Raw genomic sequence first — 15689 nt, 5'->3', positions numbered from 1 at the left:
TCGATGAGGAAACTCGTCGTCTCCCGCCTGGCCCTCGCCGTGCCACAACTGGTGATCGTGGCGTTCGTGGTCTTCTCGATGACATACCTCGTGCCGGGCAGCCCCGCGGCGGCCATCCTCGGCGCGAGTGCCACCCCCGAGAGCATCCGGCAGGTCGAGGCCCAGCTCGGCCTCGACCGGCCCGCCTTCGAGCGACTGATCGACTGGGCGTGGAACGCGCTCAACGGCGATCTGGGCGTCTCCTTCGTCACGACGCTCCCGGTCACCGACATGCTCCTGCAGCGGATGCCGGCCACGCTCTCCCTGACCGTCGGCGGCATGGTCGTCGCGCTGGCGCTCGGCATCGGCCTGGGGGTGCTCTCCGCCGTCCGGGCCGGCCTGCCCGACCGGGTGATCGGCGCGGCCACCTCCGTCGGCCTGTCCATCCCGGAGTTCTGGTTCGGGATGATCCTCCTGCTGGTGTTCGCCGTGGAGCTGGGCTGGGTGCCGGTCGTCGCCTACGTGCCGCTGACCGACGACCCGCTGGCGTGGCTGCGGGGGATGATCCTGCCGTCCATCGCACTCGGGATCGGCGCGGCGGCGCTGATCGCCCGGCAGACGCGCGGAGCGATGGTCGAGGCGCTGGCCTCGCCGTACGTCGACACCCTGACCGCGGCGGGCGTCTCGCGCCGGCGGATCGTGCTGCGCTACGCGCTCAAGAACGCGATGGTGCCGGTGCTGGCGACGACCGGGCTCACCTTCCGCATCCTGATCGGCACCAGCTTCGTCGTGGAGCAGATCTTCGCCTTCCCCGGCGCCGGGCGCCTGCTGCTGACAAGCGTGATCGGCAAGGACTTCCCGGTCGTCCAGGGCGGTGTGATCGTGATCGCCGCGCTGGTCATCGCCCTGAACCTGCTCATCGACGTGAGCTACGGCCTCCTGAACCCCAAGGTGCGTCCGCAATGAGCGACCTGCTGACGGAACACGTCCCCGCCCCCTCCGGCTCGGCCGGCTCGCGCCGGGTGTGGCGGCGCCTGGTGCGGCAGCCCATGACGATGGCGTCGATCGCCTTCCTGCTGCTGCTGGTGGTCGTCGCGCTCATCGCACCGCTGATCGCGCCGTACGACCCCCTGGCGGAGGACTTCGACGCCGTGCTCCTGGGCCCCACCGCGGAGCATCTCCTCGGCACCGACGAGATGGGCCGCGACACGCTCAGCCGCCTGCTGTACGGCACGCGGGTCGCGCTCCTGGTGGCCTTCGGCTCGGTCGTCGTCGCGATGGCGATCGGCGTGCCGCTGGGGCTGCTGCTCGGCTACCGCGGCGGCTGGTGGGACCGGCTCGGCTCGCGGGCCTTCGACGTCGCCGACGCGCTGCCGGGCATGCTGGTCGGCTTCGCGGTCATCACGATCCTCGGCCGGGGACTGCTCAATCTGATCGTGGCGATCGGGCTGATCTTCTGCATGAGCTTCGCGCGCATGACCCGCGCGGTGACGCTCGCGGAGCGCGGGAAGCTCTACGTCGACGCCGCGCGCGTCGCCGGGCTGCGCACCCCCGAGATCCTCTTCCTCCAGGTGCTGCCGAACCTGACCGGCCCGCTCCTGGTGCAGGGCGCCGTCTTCCTCGGCTCCGCGATCGGGGTGGAGGCGGCGCTGAGCTTCCTCGGGCTCGGCCTCGACTCGGAGGTGCCGACCTGGGGAGGCATGCTCGGCGTCGCGGCGAACGAGCAGGCGCAGCAGCCCTTCCTGCCCTTCCCGCCGGGAGTGGCGATCGTCGCCGCCGTCCTGGCGTTCAACCTGGTCAGCGACGGCATCGGCGACGCGCTCGCGGGTGAGCGCCGCAAGCCCGCGGGCAGGCCCCGCCGCCCGCGGACCGGCGCCGCACCCGTCGATGGCGCCCGTGCCGCCGCGCTTGTCAAGGGCGCTCCCGGCGCAGCCGTGGACGGCGGGCCGACCCGGCCGGACGCCGTCCTGGAGGTCCGTGGCGTGACGGTCGACCTGGTGCGGCCGGAGGGCGAGTCCGTGCCGCTGGTGCAGGATGTGTCACTCTCGATCGGCCGCGCCGAGGTGGTCGGGCTGCTCGGTGAGTCCGGCTCGGGCAAGTCGATGCTCGCGCGCTCGGTGCTCGGTCTCCTCCCGCCCGCCACCCGGCTCGCCGCCGGCTCGATCCTGCTGGAGGGCCGGGAACTCGTCGGCCTCTCCGAACGGCAACTGCGGGAGGTCCGCGGCTGCGGGATCGGCGTGGTCTTCCAGGATCCGATGGCCGCGCTCTCCCCCGTGCACGCCATCGGCAGCCAGCTCTGCGAGCCGCTGCGCGCGCATCTGAAGCTGTCGCGCCCGGCCGCGCGGGAACGGGCCGCCGAGCTGCTGCACCGCGTCGGCGTCGAGGACCCGAAACGCCGCCTCGACGACTATCCGCACCAGTTCTCCGGGGGCATGGCCCAGCGGGTGGCGATCGCGATGGCGCTGGCCGCTGAGCCGCGCCTGCTGATCGCCGACGAGGCCACCTCCGCCCTCGACGTCACCACCCAGAGCCAGGTCATCGACCTCCTGCTCGACCTGCGGGAAGAGTTCGGCACGGCGATCCTCATGATCACCCATGATCTCGGCGTCGTCGCCGAGAGCTGCGACCGGGCGGCGGTGATGTACGCCGGCCAGATCGTGGAGATCGGCGAGGTCAAGCCGCTGTTCTCCCGTCCCCGCCACCCCTACACCGCCGCCCTGCTCGCGGCGAACCCCTCCGACGACGTCGAGGTCGAGCGCCTGCCGACCATCCCCGGCGGGGTGCCGCTGGCAGGCCAGTGGCCCTCCGGCTGCCATTTCGCCAACCGCTGCACGCACTCCCGGGAGGGCTGCACGCAGCACCACGTCCCGCTCGCCGACGACGTCCGCTGCCTGCGTGCGAACGAACTGATCCTGGAGGTGTTGAAGCGGTGAGCGACCCGGCAGAGGAACTCCTCGACGTCCGCGACCTGACGGTGACCTACGAGGCCGGGCGCGCGATGCAGTGGCGCCGCCGGCCGGCCGTCGCCGTCGACGCGGTCAGCTTCGACGTCCGGCCGGGCGAGACGCTCGGCCTGGTCGGCGAGTCGGGATCGGGCAAGAGCACGATCGGCCGCGCCATCCTGCGGCTGGTGGACGCCGCGAGCGGCACGATCCACTTCGACGGGCTCGACGTGACGGCGCTGGGCCACCGGACGCCGCTGGCCTACCGGCGCGAGGTCCAGGCGGTCTTCCAGGACCCCATGTCCTCGCTGAACCCGCGCCATGCCGTCTCCCAGGCGGTGACGACCTCCCTCCGGCGGCATGGCCTGGGAGACCGCGCGAAGCGTGCCGAGGTGGCGGCCGCCGCGTTCGAGCGGGTCGGGCTCTCCCCCGCTCACCTGGACCGGTACTCCACGGAGCTGTCGGGCGGGCAGCGGCAGCGGGTCGCCATCGCCAGGGCGCTGGCCCTGGAGCCCCGGCTGGTGGTGTGCGACGAGGCGGTGAGCGCGCTCGACGTGTCGACGCAGAGCCAGATCGTCAACCTGCTCGCCGACCTCCAGGAGTCGACGGGCGTCAGTTATCTGTTCATCACGCACGACCTGCGCGTCGTCCGCCACATCTCCCACCGGATCGCCGTCCTGCACGCCGGCCGGCTCGTGGAGCTGGCCCCCGCCCGGCTGCTGTTCGAGTCGCCGAAGCATCCGTACACGCGTTCCCTGATCGCGGCCAGTCCGACCACCCATCCCGAGGGCCGGGAGCGGCGCCGGGCCCGCCGGGCCAACTACGAGGTCAACCGGTACGAGCAGAGCGTCATCCCCCGTGGCGGGGCGGGGTGCCCGTTCCGCGGCCGCTGCGCGAGCGTCATGGACGTCTGCCACACGACCACACCCCCGGTACGGCGGCTCGCCGACGGCAGCCAGGTCGCCTGCCACCTGTACGGCACGCCGCCGGCCGGCCGCGCGGGCTGATCCGCGCGGCCGCCGATCCACAGATCCGACGCCCGGGCGCCACCCGCCCGGGCGTCGCCGTTCCCGGCGCGTCCGCGCCGGTTCCCAGCAAGGAGTCATCCATGAAAGCCGTGATCGTCACCGACTTCGGCGCCGAGCCGGAACTCGCCGACCTGCCGGTCCCGGAGCCCGGTGAGGGCGAGTTCCTGGTACGGATCCACGCCGCCGGCCTCAATCCCTTCGACTGGAAGGTCGCCGGTGGGGCGCTCAGGGACAAGGTCCCGCACGCCTTCCCCTTCACCATGGGTTCCGACGCCGCCGGGACGGTCGAGCGGGTGGGGCCTGGGGTCACCGCCTTCCACCCCGGCGACCGGGTCTTCGGCCAGTTCCTCCGCCTGCCCGCCGGGCTGGGCGCCTTCGCCGAATACGCTCTCGCCGAGCAGTCCGGCAAGGTCGCCCGCATCCCCGACAGCCTGCCGTACACGCTCGCCGCCGCGCTTCCCACCGCCGGTACGGCCGCCTACCAGGCGGTCGAGGCCGCCGGGCCGGAACCGGGCCAGACCGTCCTGATCAACGGCGCCACCGGCGGTGTCGGCCAGTCGGCCGTCCAGTTCGCCGCCGCCAGGGGCGCCCGCGTACTCGCCACCGCCACGCCCGACGCGGCCGACCACCTCCGCGGCCTCGGCGCCGCCGAGATCGTCGACTTCACCGGGAAGGACACGGCCGACCAGGTCGCCGCCGCCCACCCCGGCGGCATCGACGTCCTCCTGGACCTCGTCAGCTTCCCCGGCGAGGGCGCCGCCCGGATGACGGGCCTGCTCCGCCCCGGCGGCGTGGTCGTCAGCACCCTCGGCGCCGCCGACCCCGAGGCATCGGCCGCCCGCGGCATCCGCGGCGTCAACCTGTTCCACCAGGCGACCGCCGAACTCCTGGCCACACTGGCGGGCCTCGCCGCGACCGGCGAGCTCCGCGTGCACATCGAGGCCGAGGTCCCGCTCACCGAGGCGCCCTCGGGGATCGCCCGCGCCCGTACCGGCCAGGCCCGGGGTAAGACCGTCATCATCGTCTAGCCCCTGGAGCGGGCCGGCGCAGGCCCCCGGGAGACGGAACCGCCCGTCCACGGTCTCCCGTGGACGGGCGGTTCCGTCTCCACGCGGGACCGTTCCCGGCCCCGCGTGGGGCTAGAGCTCGTTGCCCCAGCACATGCGGGCGAGGGTCTCCACCAGGACCAGCTTGCGGCGCTGGTCCTCGTAGCCGACGGCCGCCCGGCCGGCGACGTCGGAGAAGCCCGCGTTCGGGCTGAGCGCCAGGTCGTCGATGTCCTTCAACTCGGCCGCGCGGTCCATCCGCTCCATGACCGTGTCGATGTCCTCCAGCTCCGCCTTCGCCGGGTCGACCACGCCCAGGCAGGCGTCCCGGTCGGCGGGGACCGCGCGCAGGAGGTCCAGCTCGTTCTCCGACCCGGTGAGGTACGGCAGCAGCCACCGGTCCACGGGCAGTTCGGCGAACAGGCGCTCGGCCGCGGCCTTGTCCACCGTGTCCGCCGCCTGGTGGGTCGGGCACAGGCCGATGCGCACCTCCTCGGGCCGGGAGTCCAGCTCTACGGCGAGGGAGTCGACGGCGATGGCCTCCTCCAGGGTCAGCGCCTGCCCGCCCCGGGCGAACAGGTACGTCGCGTACCGCGGGTTGTTCAGCTGGATGTAGCGGACGCCGCGGGAGACGAGCAACTCGATCTCGGCTCGGATGATCCCGGCCAGCGCCCGGCCGAGCTCGACCGGGCTGCCGTAGACCGCGCCGGTGACCGCCGGGTCGTAGCAGGTCGCCGCCAGGAACGCCGGCGACGGCAGCGTCGCCTTGGCCGCGATCACGGTCTGGGAGGCGACGAACGCGGTCTGCTCGGCGACGCCCAGCCCCTGCCCGCCGACCTTCAGCTCGCCGTCGACCACCCACTGGGCGCGGCCGTGCTTGTCGACGGCGTCGGTCCGGCGGAACCCGCCGACGGTATCGGTGACCGCGCTGCGGACGTCCTCGCGCCGGAATTCGCCGTCGGTGACCGCGGTCAGGAACAGCCTGCGCTGCATCGTGACGACCTCGGCGATCGCGGCGTCCTCGGTCGCGCGCAGCTCGGCGTCGTCGATCGCGCCGGCGGCGTGCCTGCGGCGCGCCTCCAGCAGTCCCGCCGGCCGGATCAGGCTCCCGTGGTGGTCGATGTGGTACTTGAACGCGTCAGCCACGGTTCGCCTCCCCCGCCTGCTTGGCGCCGGCCCACGCCGGGAACTCCAGCTGGTAGCCGAGCGCGCCCAGCACCTCGTCGCAGACCTGCTGGTCCTCGGCGGCGGTGCCGCCGGAGATGCCGAGCCCGCCGAGGATCTCGCCGTCGCGCTTGATGGTGACGCCGCCCTCGGTCGCGACGATGGGGTGGGTCCCCATCGTGGAAAGCTGGGCGAAGAACCCGGGGTTGCTGTTGGCCCAGTCGTGCAGCATGCGGGTGGGCCGTTCCATCACCGCCGCGGTGTAGGCCTTGGCGAGCGCGATGCTGGGGGTCAGCGGCCGAGCGCCGTCCGAGCGCTTGACCAGCAGCGGGAAGCCTCCGGCGTCGACCACGGCGATGCTGAAGGCCTTGCCGATGCTCTGGCCGCCCTTCATCGCGGCGTCGACGATCTGCTCGGCCTCTGCCAATGTGAGTTTCATGCCTGGGCCTTTCGCTGGGTCAGGTCCTCACGGATGCGGACGATGGCGGCGTTGTACTGCTCCGGCATCTCCCAGTACATGGAGTGCGGGGCGTTCGGGACGATCTCCAGGCGCGAGCCCTCGACGAGCTCGTGCGCGCGCCGGACGGTGGAGACCCGCAGCACCGCGTCGTTCTCGCCCGCGAGGAAGGTCACGACCACCGGGGAGGCGACGACCTCCTCGATGCTCGGGCCGCCCGTCGACAGGTTGCGCAGGTCGGCCATCTTGGCCACGTTGAACGTGCCCATCTGCTGGAACAGGAACGTGCGCGCCGGCTCGCCGGTCTGGAACCCCTTGCTCAGCAACCGGTCGATGACCGGGAGCTTGACGGCCTCGGCCCGGTCGGCGGCCACCAGCTCGCTCAGCTCCGGGTGGTCGATGCCGCCCATGGAGTGGCCCAGCGCGACCCCGCTGACGCGGTCGGGACGGCTCAGGCCCGCCCGCAGCGCGGCCACCGAACCGATGGACTGGCCCACCAGCAGCACATCGGTCAGGTCCTCCTGGTCCAGGACCGCCAGGACGTCACCGGGGAAGTCCTGCCCGTCGAACTCCGGCATGGACGAGTCGGAGTTGCCGAAGCCGCGCAGGTCGACCGTGACCACGGTGTAGCGGTCACGCAGCGCCGCGACCTGCTGCCACCAGGCGGCGTGGTGGCCGCCCGAGCCGTGGATGAACAGGACCGCCGGGCCGGACCCGTGGCGCTCGTAGTAGATGGATGTGCCGTCCTCAGACTTGGCGACGCCCATGTGTGCCTCCTAGGTGTTCTTCCGGCCCGTGCTCAGGAGGGGCGGTTGCCGTGGTAGACGAGCTCGATCATGGTGTGGTCGGGGTCGTGGATGTAGCAGAACTTCGACTGGTTCTCCGGGCGCTCGATCGGCCGGGTGTGCCGGATGCCCAGTTCCTTGAGGTGGGCGAGGAAGCCGTCCCAGTCGTCCACCTCGATCGCGAAGTGGTACGGCGCCATCCGGTCCATCTCCTCCACCGGGGTGAAGTGCAGGTCGAAGTTGCCGCGCGTCATCAGCACGACCCGGGTGTTGCTCTTGGGCTGGATCCGCTTGAGGCCGAAGACCTTGCCGTACCATTCCGCGGTCCGGTCGGGGTCGGTGGTCGGGAAGTTCACGTGGTGGATGTAGCGGGGCCGGTTGCTCATCGACTCTCCCTTTCTGCTGGGGGATCGTTACTCTGCGTGGACGGGGTTCGACAGGACGCCGATCCCGCTGATCTCGATGTCGACGGTGTCCCCCGGTTCCAGCTGGCAGAGGCTGTCGGCGCCCATCCAGAGGACGTCACCGGGGTTCATCGTGATGTACTTGGTGGTCTCGACGATGTACTCGTACGGGTCGAAGATCATGTCGCCGGTGGGGAACTCGGCGCGCACGTCGCTGTTGACCCGCACGGTGGTCGTCTGGGCCAGCGGATCGACGTCCGTCTCGATCCACGGGCCCATCGGCTTGAAGGTGTCGCTGTTCTTGCTACGCCAGAAGGAGCGGTCCCGGTGCTGCCAGGCCCGGGCGCTGACGTCGTTGCCGATCGTCCAGCCGAAGATCGACTCCTGGGCTTCGGCGTAGCTCGCGCGGCGCAGGGGGCGGCCGATGACGGCGACCACCTCGCCCTCGGCCTCGAACCGCCCCTCGACCCCGGCGGGCTTCACGATGGGCGCGCCGTGGCCGGTCAGGGCGTTGTTGGCCCGGTAGCCGACCTCGGGCCGGTCCGGGACCGCGCTCGCGTAGCCGGTGGACAGCGCGTGCGCGGCGTGGCGCTTGTAGTTCAGGCCGACGGCGTAGAACACCGGCGGCACGACGGGCGGCAGGAACACGGCCCCCGTCAGGGGTACGGTCGCGCCCGTGGGGGTGTGCTCGCCGTCCAAGGGTGATCCGTGCAGCAGGTGGATGACGTCCTCGTCGACGCGGCCCCAGGACGGGCGCCCGTCGATCGCGACGCGGCAGATTCTCATCGCCGGATCAGTCCTCGAGGATGTGGGAGACGCGCTTGGTGACAAGGTAGGCGTCCAGCCCCTCGGGGCCGCCCTCACGGCCGTAGCCGCTGGACTTGACGCCGCCGGACGGCGCCTCGTGCACGGAGCCGCCGCAGTGGTTGATGGACAGGATCCCCGCCTCGAAGCCCCGCACCAGCCGCTCGGCGGTCGCCGACGACCGGGTGAAGCCGTAGGCCGCCAGGCCGTACGGCAGCGAGTTGGCGACGCGCAGCGCCTCATCCAGCTCGGTGAACGGCACGATCGGGGCGATCGGGCCGAACGGCTCCTCGGACATGATCCGCGCATCCGCCGGAACGTCCGTGAGCACGGTCGGCGGGAAGAAGTACCCCGGCCGGTCCAGCCGCTCCCCGCCGCAGCGGATCTTGGCGCCGCGGGCGGCGGCGTCCGCCACCAGTTCCTCCATCGCCACCAGCCGCCGCTCGTTGGCGAGCGGCCCCATCGTCACGCCGTCCTCGCGTCCGTCGCCGACGACGAGCGCGCCGGCCGCCTCGACGAACGCCGCGGTGAACTCCTCGTACACGCTCTCGTGCACCAGGAAACGGCTCGGCGAGGTGCACACCTGCCCCGCGTTGGCGAACTTGGCCGCCGCGGCGCGGCGGGCCGCGACGACCGGGTCGGCGTCCTCGCAGACGATCACCGGTGCGTGTCCGCCCAGCTCCATGATGGACGGCTTCATCGCCGCGCCAGCGGCCGAGGCGAGCAGCTTGCCCACGGGGACCGAACCGGTGAAGGCGACCAGCCGCGTGGCGGGCGAGGAGATCAGGTGCGCGGAGACCTTGGCGGGTTCGCCGAACACCAGGTTGAGCACCCCGGCCGGTACTCCGGCCTCCGCGAAGCAGCGGACGAGCTCGCAGACCGTGCCGGGCGTCTCCTCCGAGCCCTTGATGACGATAGAGCAGCCGGCCGAGAGCGCGGCGGCGATCTTGCGCATGGGTGAGCCCGCGGGGAAGTTCCACGGGGTGAAGGCGGCGACCGGCCCGATCGGCTCGCGGCGGACCGACAGCAGCGTACCGGGGGCCGACGGGATGATCCGTCCGTAGGCGCGGCGGGCGTCGTCGGCGTCCCAGCGCAGGGCGTCGGCCACGCGCAGCACCTCGCCGCGCGCCTCGGCCAGCGGCTTGCCCTGCTCGGTGGTCATCACCCGGGCCACCTGCGCGCTCCTGGCGCTCAGCCGGTCCGCGGCGTCGCGCAGGATCGCGGTACGTTGCGCGACCGGCGTCGCCCGCCACACCTCGAAGCCCGCCACGGCGGCCTCGACGGCGCGGTCGAGGTCGGCGATCGTGGCCAGGGGAACCTGCCCGATCACCTCCTCGGTGGCCGGGTTCAGCACCTGGGCGCTCTGCCCGTCGCCGCCGGCGCACCACTGGCCGGCGATGTACATCTGGATGTGGGGATAGCTGAAGTCTGTGGTCATGGCTGCCCTCTCTCGGTCAGGACTCTGCGCCGTCCGGCGCATCCCGCGAACTGCGCAGGGTCCAGATGTGGTGGGGCGGGGTGGTCTCGTGGACGCGGGTGCCGTAGGAGGCGTCCACCCGGTCCATGTCGGCGGCGTACTCCACGCGGCCGCCGCACGGCGCGTGGATGAACCGGAAGACGTTGGACCCGACGGTGTGCCGTCCCAGGCGCCTGGCCTCCCGCCACCCCTGACTGATCATGTGGTTGCCGCCCTCGATGACGTCGTCGAAGCCGGGCACCTCGAAGGAGGTGTGGTTGACCCCGGCCCGGTCGGGTCGGTGGCAGAGCAGGAGGTTGTGCTGGTCGTCGTCGCCCTCGCACTGCATGAACACGCCCATCGGCTTGACGATGTCGGTGGGGGTGAAACCTAGGCGGTCGACGTAGAAGGCCGTCGCCTCCTCGCGTCCCTCCTTGCGGATGTTGAGCGCGACGTGGCACATCCGGATCGGCCGGACCCGCCCGACGGACGTCACCGACTCGTTCCAGCGCCTGACGTGCCCGGCGGTGTTGCCGATGCGCGGCTCGGCCGGTTCGAAGCCGTCCTGCCGCGCCAGCGTCAGCCCGAGCCCGAAGCCCGTCTCGTCCACGCTGTGGCAGACCCCGTCGTCCGTGCGCCGCACCGGACGGTCGGCCGCGACCGCGGCGACGAGCCGCTCCAGCTCGGCCGGGGTGTCGACGCCCCAGACGACCTCGCGGATCGTGGGCCCCGGCTCCACCGGCGGCGGCAGCGCCGGGTCGGGCTCAGTGTCGAGGTGGAGGGTCTGCTTGGCGAGGGTCTCGAAGACGGCCCGGGTGCTGTCGCGTTCGACGAGCGTGAGTCCGAAGTCCTCAAAGAATCGAACACTCTCCGAAAGATCTTCAACACTATAAGTAACTGACTCGATGCGCTGGATTCCCACCGCCGTCACCTTTCCTGCAGGTGCCAGTTGTGAGGGGCCACCGGCACGCATCGATCCTAGAAACCCGGCAACTCGGCAATCAACGCCCTGAGCACCGCGAATAGCTCAACCGTTAGTTGCGCGTAGCGATAGGTCGCGACTGCTCTTTTACTGTTCGAACGCGGGTATGGGGTTGCCCGCGAACCAGGTGGTCAGGAAGTCCAGAAAGACCTTGACCTTGCGCGGCGTGCTCTGGGCCGGCCCGTAGATCGCGTACAGGGGCCTGTCCGGCACGGCCAACTCGGGCAGGAGAACGCGCAGGGCTCCGCTCATGAGGTCGTCGTAGGCCGGCCGCTGGGGCAGCAGGGCGATGCCCCGCCCGTGCACGGCGGCCTTCTGCAGCGCGAGATACGAGTTCGACTGGAAGACGACGTTGCGTATCTTGTGCAGCGTGCTCGCATGGCCGTGGCCGATCCGCCACACCGGGTCGTTGACGTGGACAAGGCAGTCGTGGGCCGCGAGGTCGTTGGGCGTCCGCAGGGCTCCGTGATCCTTGATGTACGACTCCGCGGCGCACAGGACGAACGGCAGCGAGGCGATCTTCTTCAACCTCACACTGGAGTCCCGGAGGTCACGGGTGTGGAAGGCGACGTCGAACCCGCTGTCCAGGAAGTCGTACGTCCGGTCCGACATGCCGCCGAGCTCGAACCGAACCGTGATCTTCGGGTGCGCGACGGAGAACGCGGCGATGGCGTCACCGAGGTCGAGGCTCCCGATCCACTTGGGGCAGATGATGGACAGCGGCCCCTCCGGACGGTCGTGGAGCTCCGCGATGCCCTCGTCCTCCGCGTCGATCTCGTCCAGGATCCGCTGGGCGAACCGGCTGTAGCGGATGCCGGGCTCGGTCAGGCTGACGGATCGGGCGGTGCGGTTGACCAGCCGGACACCGACCTGCTTTTCGAGATCCGCCACATGGCGGGAGATGAGCGAGCCCGAGGTTCCCAGCAGCTTGGCCGCTCCGCTGAAGCTGCCGACCTTCGCGACCGTGACGAAGCTGCGCATGATGAGAAGGCGATCCATGGTTCCTCCGGCGCGGGGGTGATAGAGGGGATGTCCTAAAAATAGATTTTTTTCTGCACTTATCCCCGAATCACGGTACCTGGTCAGGACTCCAGGCAATAAGCGGGCGCTTCACCCGCGTTCTCCTTGGTGATCAGCTTGATCGGGCTCTGCGCGATCTTCTCGATCTTCTCGCCCTTGAGCAGCGCGAGGGTGTTCCTCACCGCCATCGTGCCCGTCGTCGTGGGGGAGTTGGCGACGGTGGCGGAGAACTTCCCCTCCTTGATGGCCACGAGGCCCGCGTCCGTGCCGTTCATCGTGACGATCTTGACGGACGCGTTCGCGGCCTGGAAGGCGTTCAGCGCGCCGAAGGCCATCTCCTCGTTGGCGACGAACAGGTAGTTCAGGTCGGGGTGGGCCTGGATCATGTTCTCGGCCACCTCCTGCGCTTTCGTGCGGTTGAACATGCCCGGCTGGTTCGCCACGACCGTGACGTTGGCGGGCAGGGCGTCGGTGAATCCCTTGATGAGCAGGTCGGAGGCGGCGCCCGGAGCACCCGCGATCACGCCGGCCTTCACCTGCGCCCCGGCGGCGTCCTCGGCCACCCAGTCGGAGTTCAGCTTCCCCTCCCCCGGGAGGTCCACGACGACCGCCCCGAGGATGTCGGTGGTGTCCTTGGCGACCACGGACGTCAGGAAGATCGGGATGTTGGCGCTCTTCGCCTTGGCGATGTCTCCCTCCAGGGCGTCGACGTTGACGGTCTGCACGATGAGCGCGTCGACCTGGCGGGAGATCATGTCCTCGATGTTGGACAGCTCCGTGCCTGGATTCTGGTTGGAGTTGGCGGTGAGCACTTCCACGCCGCTGGCCTTGGCCTCGCTGGCGATGGCCCGCTGCAGGCAGGTGTGGAACTCCGTGTTGGCCCCGTTGACGAAGCCGAGCGTGATGGAGGAGTCGCCGCCCGCGGCGCTTTCGGAGCCGGAGCCGCAGGCGGTCAGCAGGGCCGCGGAGCTCACTGCCGCGGTGAGGACGCCGAGGGAACGGCGGACGGATGGGCGCATGGGGATGCGGCCTTTCTCGGATATGAGGAAACGATCACTTTCGGCGGTTGTGCAGCTGGTTCGCGACGGCCGCGATCAGCAGGACGGCGCCGACGGAGATCAGGTGGTAGTAGCTGGAGATCTGGAGCAGGTTGAGCACGTTGGCGACGACGCCGAGGAGCAGGACGCCCAGGGTCGTGCCGACGACGGTCCCGCGGCCTCCGTGCAGCGAGGTGCCGCCGATGACGACCGCGGCGACCGCGGTCAGCTGCATGGGCAGCCCGGCCGTGCCCGGGCTGCTGCCCGCCAGGCGCGACAACAGCATGATCCCGGCGAGGCCGGACAGCGCGCCGGCGAGGCCGTACAGGACCAGTTTGGCCCGTACGACGTTGATCCCGCTGAGCCGGGCGACGTCCTCGTTGCCGCCGATGGCGAAGGCGTCACGCCCGAACACGGTGTACCGCATGACGAAGGCGGTGGCCGCCAGCACGATGACCGCCACGACGAGGAGGTTGGGCACGCCCAGCGTGGTGCCGTTGCCGAGTTCGGACAGTTCGGCCCCGACCGAGACGCTGAGGCCTTCCAGGATGACGAGGAACACTCCGTCGAGCAGCGTCGCGGTCGCCAGCGTGACGACGAAGGGCGCCACCTTGGTGAAGGTCACGACCAGACCGTTCACGAGACCGAGCACCGTGGCGACGGCCATGGAGACGACGATCGCCAGCCATACGGGCTGGTCGTGCGCGATGAGCTGCGCCGCGACGGCTGTGGTGACGGCGACGACGCTCCCCATGGAGAAGTCCATGCCTCCGGCCGTCATGAGCAAGGTCAGCCCGGCCGCGATGACGGCGCCCGCGCTGACCTGCCGCAGCACGTTGAGCAGGTTCGTCGTCGTGAGGAAGGAGTCGGTCTGGAAACTGGCGAGCGCGACGACCAGGATCAGCATGAGGATCAGGCCGGAGTGCGGGATACGCATGTCCGGCAGCCTCCACCTGCGGTCGGGCGCCTGGGGCGCGGTCTCCGAGGCGCCGGTGCGAGCGGGGGAACCGATGCTCACGAGAGTTCTCCTCCCAGGACGGTGGCGACCAGCTCGTCGCGTGTGATGCCGTTGATCTCGTGTTCGGCGACCATCCGCCCGCCGCGCACCACGATGACGCGGTCGGCCAGGCGCATCACCTCCTCGGCGGAGGAGGAGGCCAGCAGGACCGCCACGCCCTCCCGGGCGAGCGCGTCGATGAGCGTGTGGATGTCCGCCATGGCCGCGACGTCCACCCCGTTGGTCGGGTCCTCCAGGAAGCACGCCGCCGGACGGGTGCCGAGCCACTTGGCCAGGAGCACCTTCTGCTGGTTGCCCCCGGACAGCCTTCCCACCGGAGGGTTCTTCGCCAGTGACACCACCCTGTAGTCGTCGCGCAGCGGCGCGGCGCGGCGGGCGAGGGCGCTCGACCGGTGCAGGCGCCGGCCGGCCAGGCGGTCCTGGGCGAGGAGCAGGTTCTCGTCGATGGAGAGGTCGGGGATCAGGCCGAGGCTCCGGCGGTCTCCGGTCACGCAGCGCAGGCCGCTGCCCAGAGCTCGGGAGACGCTCCCGAGCGGGACGGGCCTGCCGTCCACGCAGAGCGCTCCGCGATCGGGCCGGCGGCGTCCCGACAGCAGGTCGAACAGGCGCGACTGGGCGTCCCCCGCCGGTCCCAGCACCGCCACGATCTCGCCTTTGCGCACCTCGACGTGGAATCCGTCGATGCTCCGGCCGTGGCTCAGATCCCGTACGGCGAGCCCGACGTCCCGCGAGGCGGCCGCCCGCTGCGGGCGCTCGGACACCACGTCGCGACCGGCCATGTCGCGGACGAGCCCGCGTTCGTCGATGTCACCCGTTACTCCGCTCCGGACGACGGCGCCGTCCCGCAGGACGGTGATGCGGTCCGCGATCCCGAGGACCTCGTCGATGTGGTGCGAGATGTAGACGACGGCGACGCCGCCGTCGCGCAGCCTGCGCACCAGGGCGCGGATCTGCTCGGCGGCATCGGCTCCCAGGCAGGCGGTGGGCTCGTCGAGGATGAGCACCCGGCCGCCTCTGCGGACCTCACGGGCCACCTCGACCATGGTCTGCTCGGCGACGGTCAGGTCGCCGGCGATGTGGCCGACGTCGATGCTGATGCCGAGCCCGTCGAGCGCCGCCCGCGCCTCGTCCGCCACCGACCGCCACCGCACGACCGACCGCCGGTTGGGCAGGTCGCCGAGCATGATGTTCTCGGCGACCGTGAGGCTCATGACGAGTTCCCTCCGCTGGGGAACGGTCGAGATGCCCAGCCGGCGTGCCCGCCGGGGCGTCAGCTGGGTCTGCACCCGGTCGGCGACCTCGATGTGGCCGAGGTCGGGGTTGTGCGCGCCCGACAAGATCTTGACCAGGGTGGACTTGCCCGCGCCGTTCATGCCCATGAGGGCGTGGACCTCTCCGGCGTGGACGTCGAGGGAGACGTTCTTCAGGGCTGCCGCGCCGCCGAAGCTCTTGGTGACGTCGCGGACGCGGATGACCGCCTCGGGGGAAGGACCACCCACGCCGGTTATGGAGTCAAGCATGGTGCTCGTCATACCTGATCCCCCGTTCGGTGGCCGTAAGGTGAGCC

General features: G+C 71.1%; 15 protein-coding genes. 4 read left to right on the top strand and 11 right to left on the bottom strand.

From position 1 onward, the window contains the following. Positions 1–3: 3 nt before the first annotated feature. The 4 genes from FHS22_RS32970 (at position 4) to FHS22_RS32955 (ending at position 4977) form a co-directional block, all read left to right on the top strand. Positions 4–945 carry an ABC transporter permease gene (locus FHS22_RS32970; RefSeq protein ID WP_184948111.1) on the top strand — a complete coding sequence of 314 codons (942 nt, stop codon included), beginning with the start codon at positions 4–6 and terminating at the stop codon, positions 943–945. Next, positions 942–2912: a dipeptide/oligopeptide/nickel ABC transporter permease/ATP-binding protein gene (locus FHS22_RS32965; protein ID WP_184948110.1), complete on the top strand. Its 1971-nt coding sequence runs from the start codon at positions 942–944 to the stop codon at positions 2910–2912. Before FHS22_RS32970 ends, FHS22_RS32965 begins: the two co-directional genes overlap by 4 nt. Then, entirely contained in the window at positions 2909–3928 is a 1020-nt protein-coding gene (locus tag FHS22_RS32960) for an oligopeptide/dipeptide ABC transporter ATP-binding protein (RefSeq protein WP_221474422.1), read from the top strand. The genes FHS22_RS32965 and FHS22_RS32960 overlap by 4 nt, the downstream gene beginning before the upstream one ends. 101 nt (positions 3929–4029) lie before the next feature. After that, positions 4030–4977 (top strand): NADP-dependent oxidoreductase, encoded by a 948-nt coding sequence (locus tag FHS22_RS32955; protein ID WP_184948109.1) that lies wholly within the window; start codon positions 4030–4032, stop codon positions 4975–4977. A gap of 111 nt (positions 4978–5088) precedes the next feature. Here the strand turns inward: FHS22_RS32955 and FHS22_RS32950 are convergent, their stop codons facing one another. From FHS22_RS32950 to FHS22_RS32900, 11 genes are all read right to left on the bottom strand, one after another. Continuing rightward, entirely contained in the window at positions 5089–6141 is a 1053-nt protein-coding gene (locus FHS22_RS32950; protein ID WP_184948108.1) for a methionine synthase II (cobalamin-independent)-like protein, read from the bottom strand. After that, positions 6134–6598 carry a GlcG/HbpS family heme-binding protein gene (locus FHS22_RS32945; RefSeq protein WP_184948107.1) on the bottom strand — a complete coding sequence of 155 codons (465 nt, stop codon included), beginning with the start codon at positions 6596–6598 and terminating at the stop codon, positions 6134–6136. Before FHS22_RS32945 ends, FHS22_RS32950 begins: the two co-directional genes overlap by 8 nt. Further along, complete coding sequence (locus FHS22_RS32940) at positions 6595–7383, bottom strand: alpha/beta fold hydrolase (RefSeq protein ID WP_184948106.1); 789 nt, start codon at positions 7381–7383, stop codon at positions 6595–6597. Before FHS22_RS32940 ends, FHS22_RS32945 begins: the two co-directional genes overlap by 4 nt. A 32-nt stretch (positions 7384–7415) precedes the next feature. Beyond that, the gene (locus tag FHS22_RS32935; RefSeq protein WP_184948105.1) at positions 7416–7787 is read right to left on the bottom strand and encodes a VOC family protein; all 372 of its coding nucleotides are present in this window, start codon (positions 7785–7787) and stop codon (positions 7416–7418) included. Between the two features lie 27 nt (positions 7788–7814). Next, positions 7815–8591 carry a fumarylacetoacetate hydrolase family protein gene (locus FHS22_RS32930; protein ID WP_184948104.1) on the bottom strand — a complete coding sequence of 259 codons (777 nt, stop codon included), beginning with the start codon at positions 8589–8591 and terminating at the stop codon, positions 7815–7817. Positions 8592–8598: 7 nt separating this feature from the next. Next, positions 8599–10047 carry an NAD-dependent succinate-semialdehyde dehydrogenase gene (locus FHS22_RS32925; RefSeq protein WP_184948103.1) on the bottom strand — a complete coding sequence of 483 codons (1449 nt, stop codon included), beginning with the start codon at positions 10045–10047 and terminating at the stop codon, positions 8599–8601. Between the two features lie 16 nt (positions 10048–10063). Next, complete coding sequence (locus FHS22_RS39440; protein ID WP_184948102.1) at positions 10064–10987, bottom strand: VOC family protein; 924 nt, start codon at positions 10985–10987, stop codon at positions 10064–10066. A 147-nt stretch (positions 10988–11134) separates the two neighbouring features. Further along, a complete protein-coding gene (locus tag FHS22_RS32915) occupies positions 11135–12046 on the bottom strand; it encodes a LysR family transcriptional regulator (RefSeq protein WP_184948101.1) in 912 nt (303 codons plus the stop codon). A gap of 83 nt (positions 12047–12129) precedes the next feature. Beyond that, positions 12130–13086: a sugar ABC transporter substrate-binding protein gene (locus FHS22_RS32910; protein ID WP_184948100.1), complete on the bottom strand. Its 957-nt coding sequence runs from the start codon at positions 13084–13086 to the stop codon at positions 12130–12132. Positions 13087–13120: 34 nt separating this feature from the next. Continuing rightward, complete coding sequence (locus FHS22_RS32905) at positions 13121–14122, bottom strand: ABC transporter permease (RefSeq protein ID WP_221474421.1); 1002 nt, start codon at positions 14120–14122, stop codon at positions 13121–13123. Then, the gene (locus FHS22_RS32900) at positions 14119–15642 is read right to left on the bottom strand and encodes a sugar ABC transporter ATP-binding protein (protein WP_221474420.1); all 1524 of its coding nucleotides are present in this window, start codon (positions 15640–15642) and stop codon (positions 14119–14121) included. Before FHS22_RS32900 ends, FHS22_RS32905 begins: the two co-directional genes overlap by 4 nt. Positions 15643–15689: the final 47 nt, after the last annotated feature.

It is taken from the genome of Thiemannella venezuelensis (assembly GCF_014203605.1).
Lineage (GTDB): Bacteria > Actinomycetota > Actinomycetes > Streptosporangiales > Streptosporangiaceae > Planomonospora_A > Planomonospora_A venezuelensis.
The sequence above is the reverse complement of the archived record's forward strand: the minus strand, read 5'-3'. Positions and strand labels throughout refer to the sequence as shown.

Excerpts from the sequence above, each read along its gene's own strand:
- FHS22_RS32970 (WP_184948111.1), top strand. The coding sequence starts at position 4 with ATGAGGAAACTCGTCGTCTCCCGCCTGGCCCTCGCCGTGCCACAACTG.
- FHS22_RS32965 (WP_184948110.1), top strand. The coding sequence starts at position 942 with ATGAGCGACCTGCTGACGGAACACGTCCCCGCCCCCTCCGGCTCGGCC.
- FHS22_RS32955 (WP_184948109.1), top strand. The coding sequence starts at position 4,030 with ATGAAAGCCGTGATCGTCACCGACTTCGGCGCCGAGCCGGAACTCGCC.
- FHS22_RS32945 (WP_184948107.1), bottom strand. The coding sequence starts at position 6,598 with ATGAAACTCACATTGGCAGAGGCCGAGCAGATCGTCGACGCCGCGATG.
- FHS22_RS32940 (WP_184948106.1), bottom strand. The coding sequence starts at position 7,383 with ATGGGCGTCGCCAAGTCTGAGGACGGCACATCCATCTACTACGAGCGC.
- FHS22_RS32935 (WP_184948105.1), bottom strand. The coding sequence starts at position 7,787 with ATGAGCAACCGGCCCCGCTACATCCACCACGTGAACTTCCCGACCACC.
- FHS22_RS32930 (WP_184948104.1), bottom strand. The coding sequence starts at position 8,591 with ATGAGAATCTGCCGCGTCGCGATCGACGGGCGCCCGTCCTGGGGCCGC.
- FHS22_RS32925 (WP_184948103.1), bottom strand. The coding sequence starts at position 10,047 with ATGACCACAGACTTCAGCTATCCCCACATCCAGATGTACATCGCCGGC.
- FHS22_RS32915 (WP_184948101.1), bottom strand. The coding sequence starts at position 12,046 with ATGGATCGCCTTCTCATCATGCGCAGCTTCGTCACGGTCGCGAAGGTC.
- FHS22_RS32910 (WP_184948100.1), bottom strand. The coding sequence starts at position 13,086 with ATGCGCCCATCCGTCCGCCGTTCCCTCGGCGTCCTCACCGCGGCAGTG.
- FHS22_RS32900 (WP_221474420.1), bottom strand. The coding sequence starts at position 15,642 with ATGCTTGACTCCATAACCGGCGTGGGTGGTCCTTCCCCCGAGGCGGTC.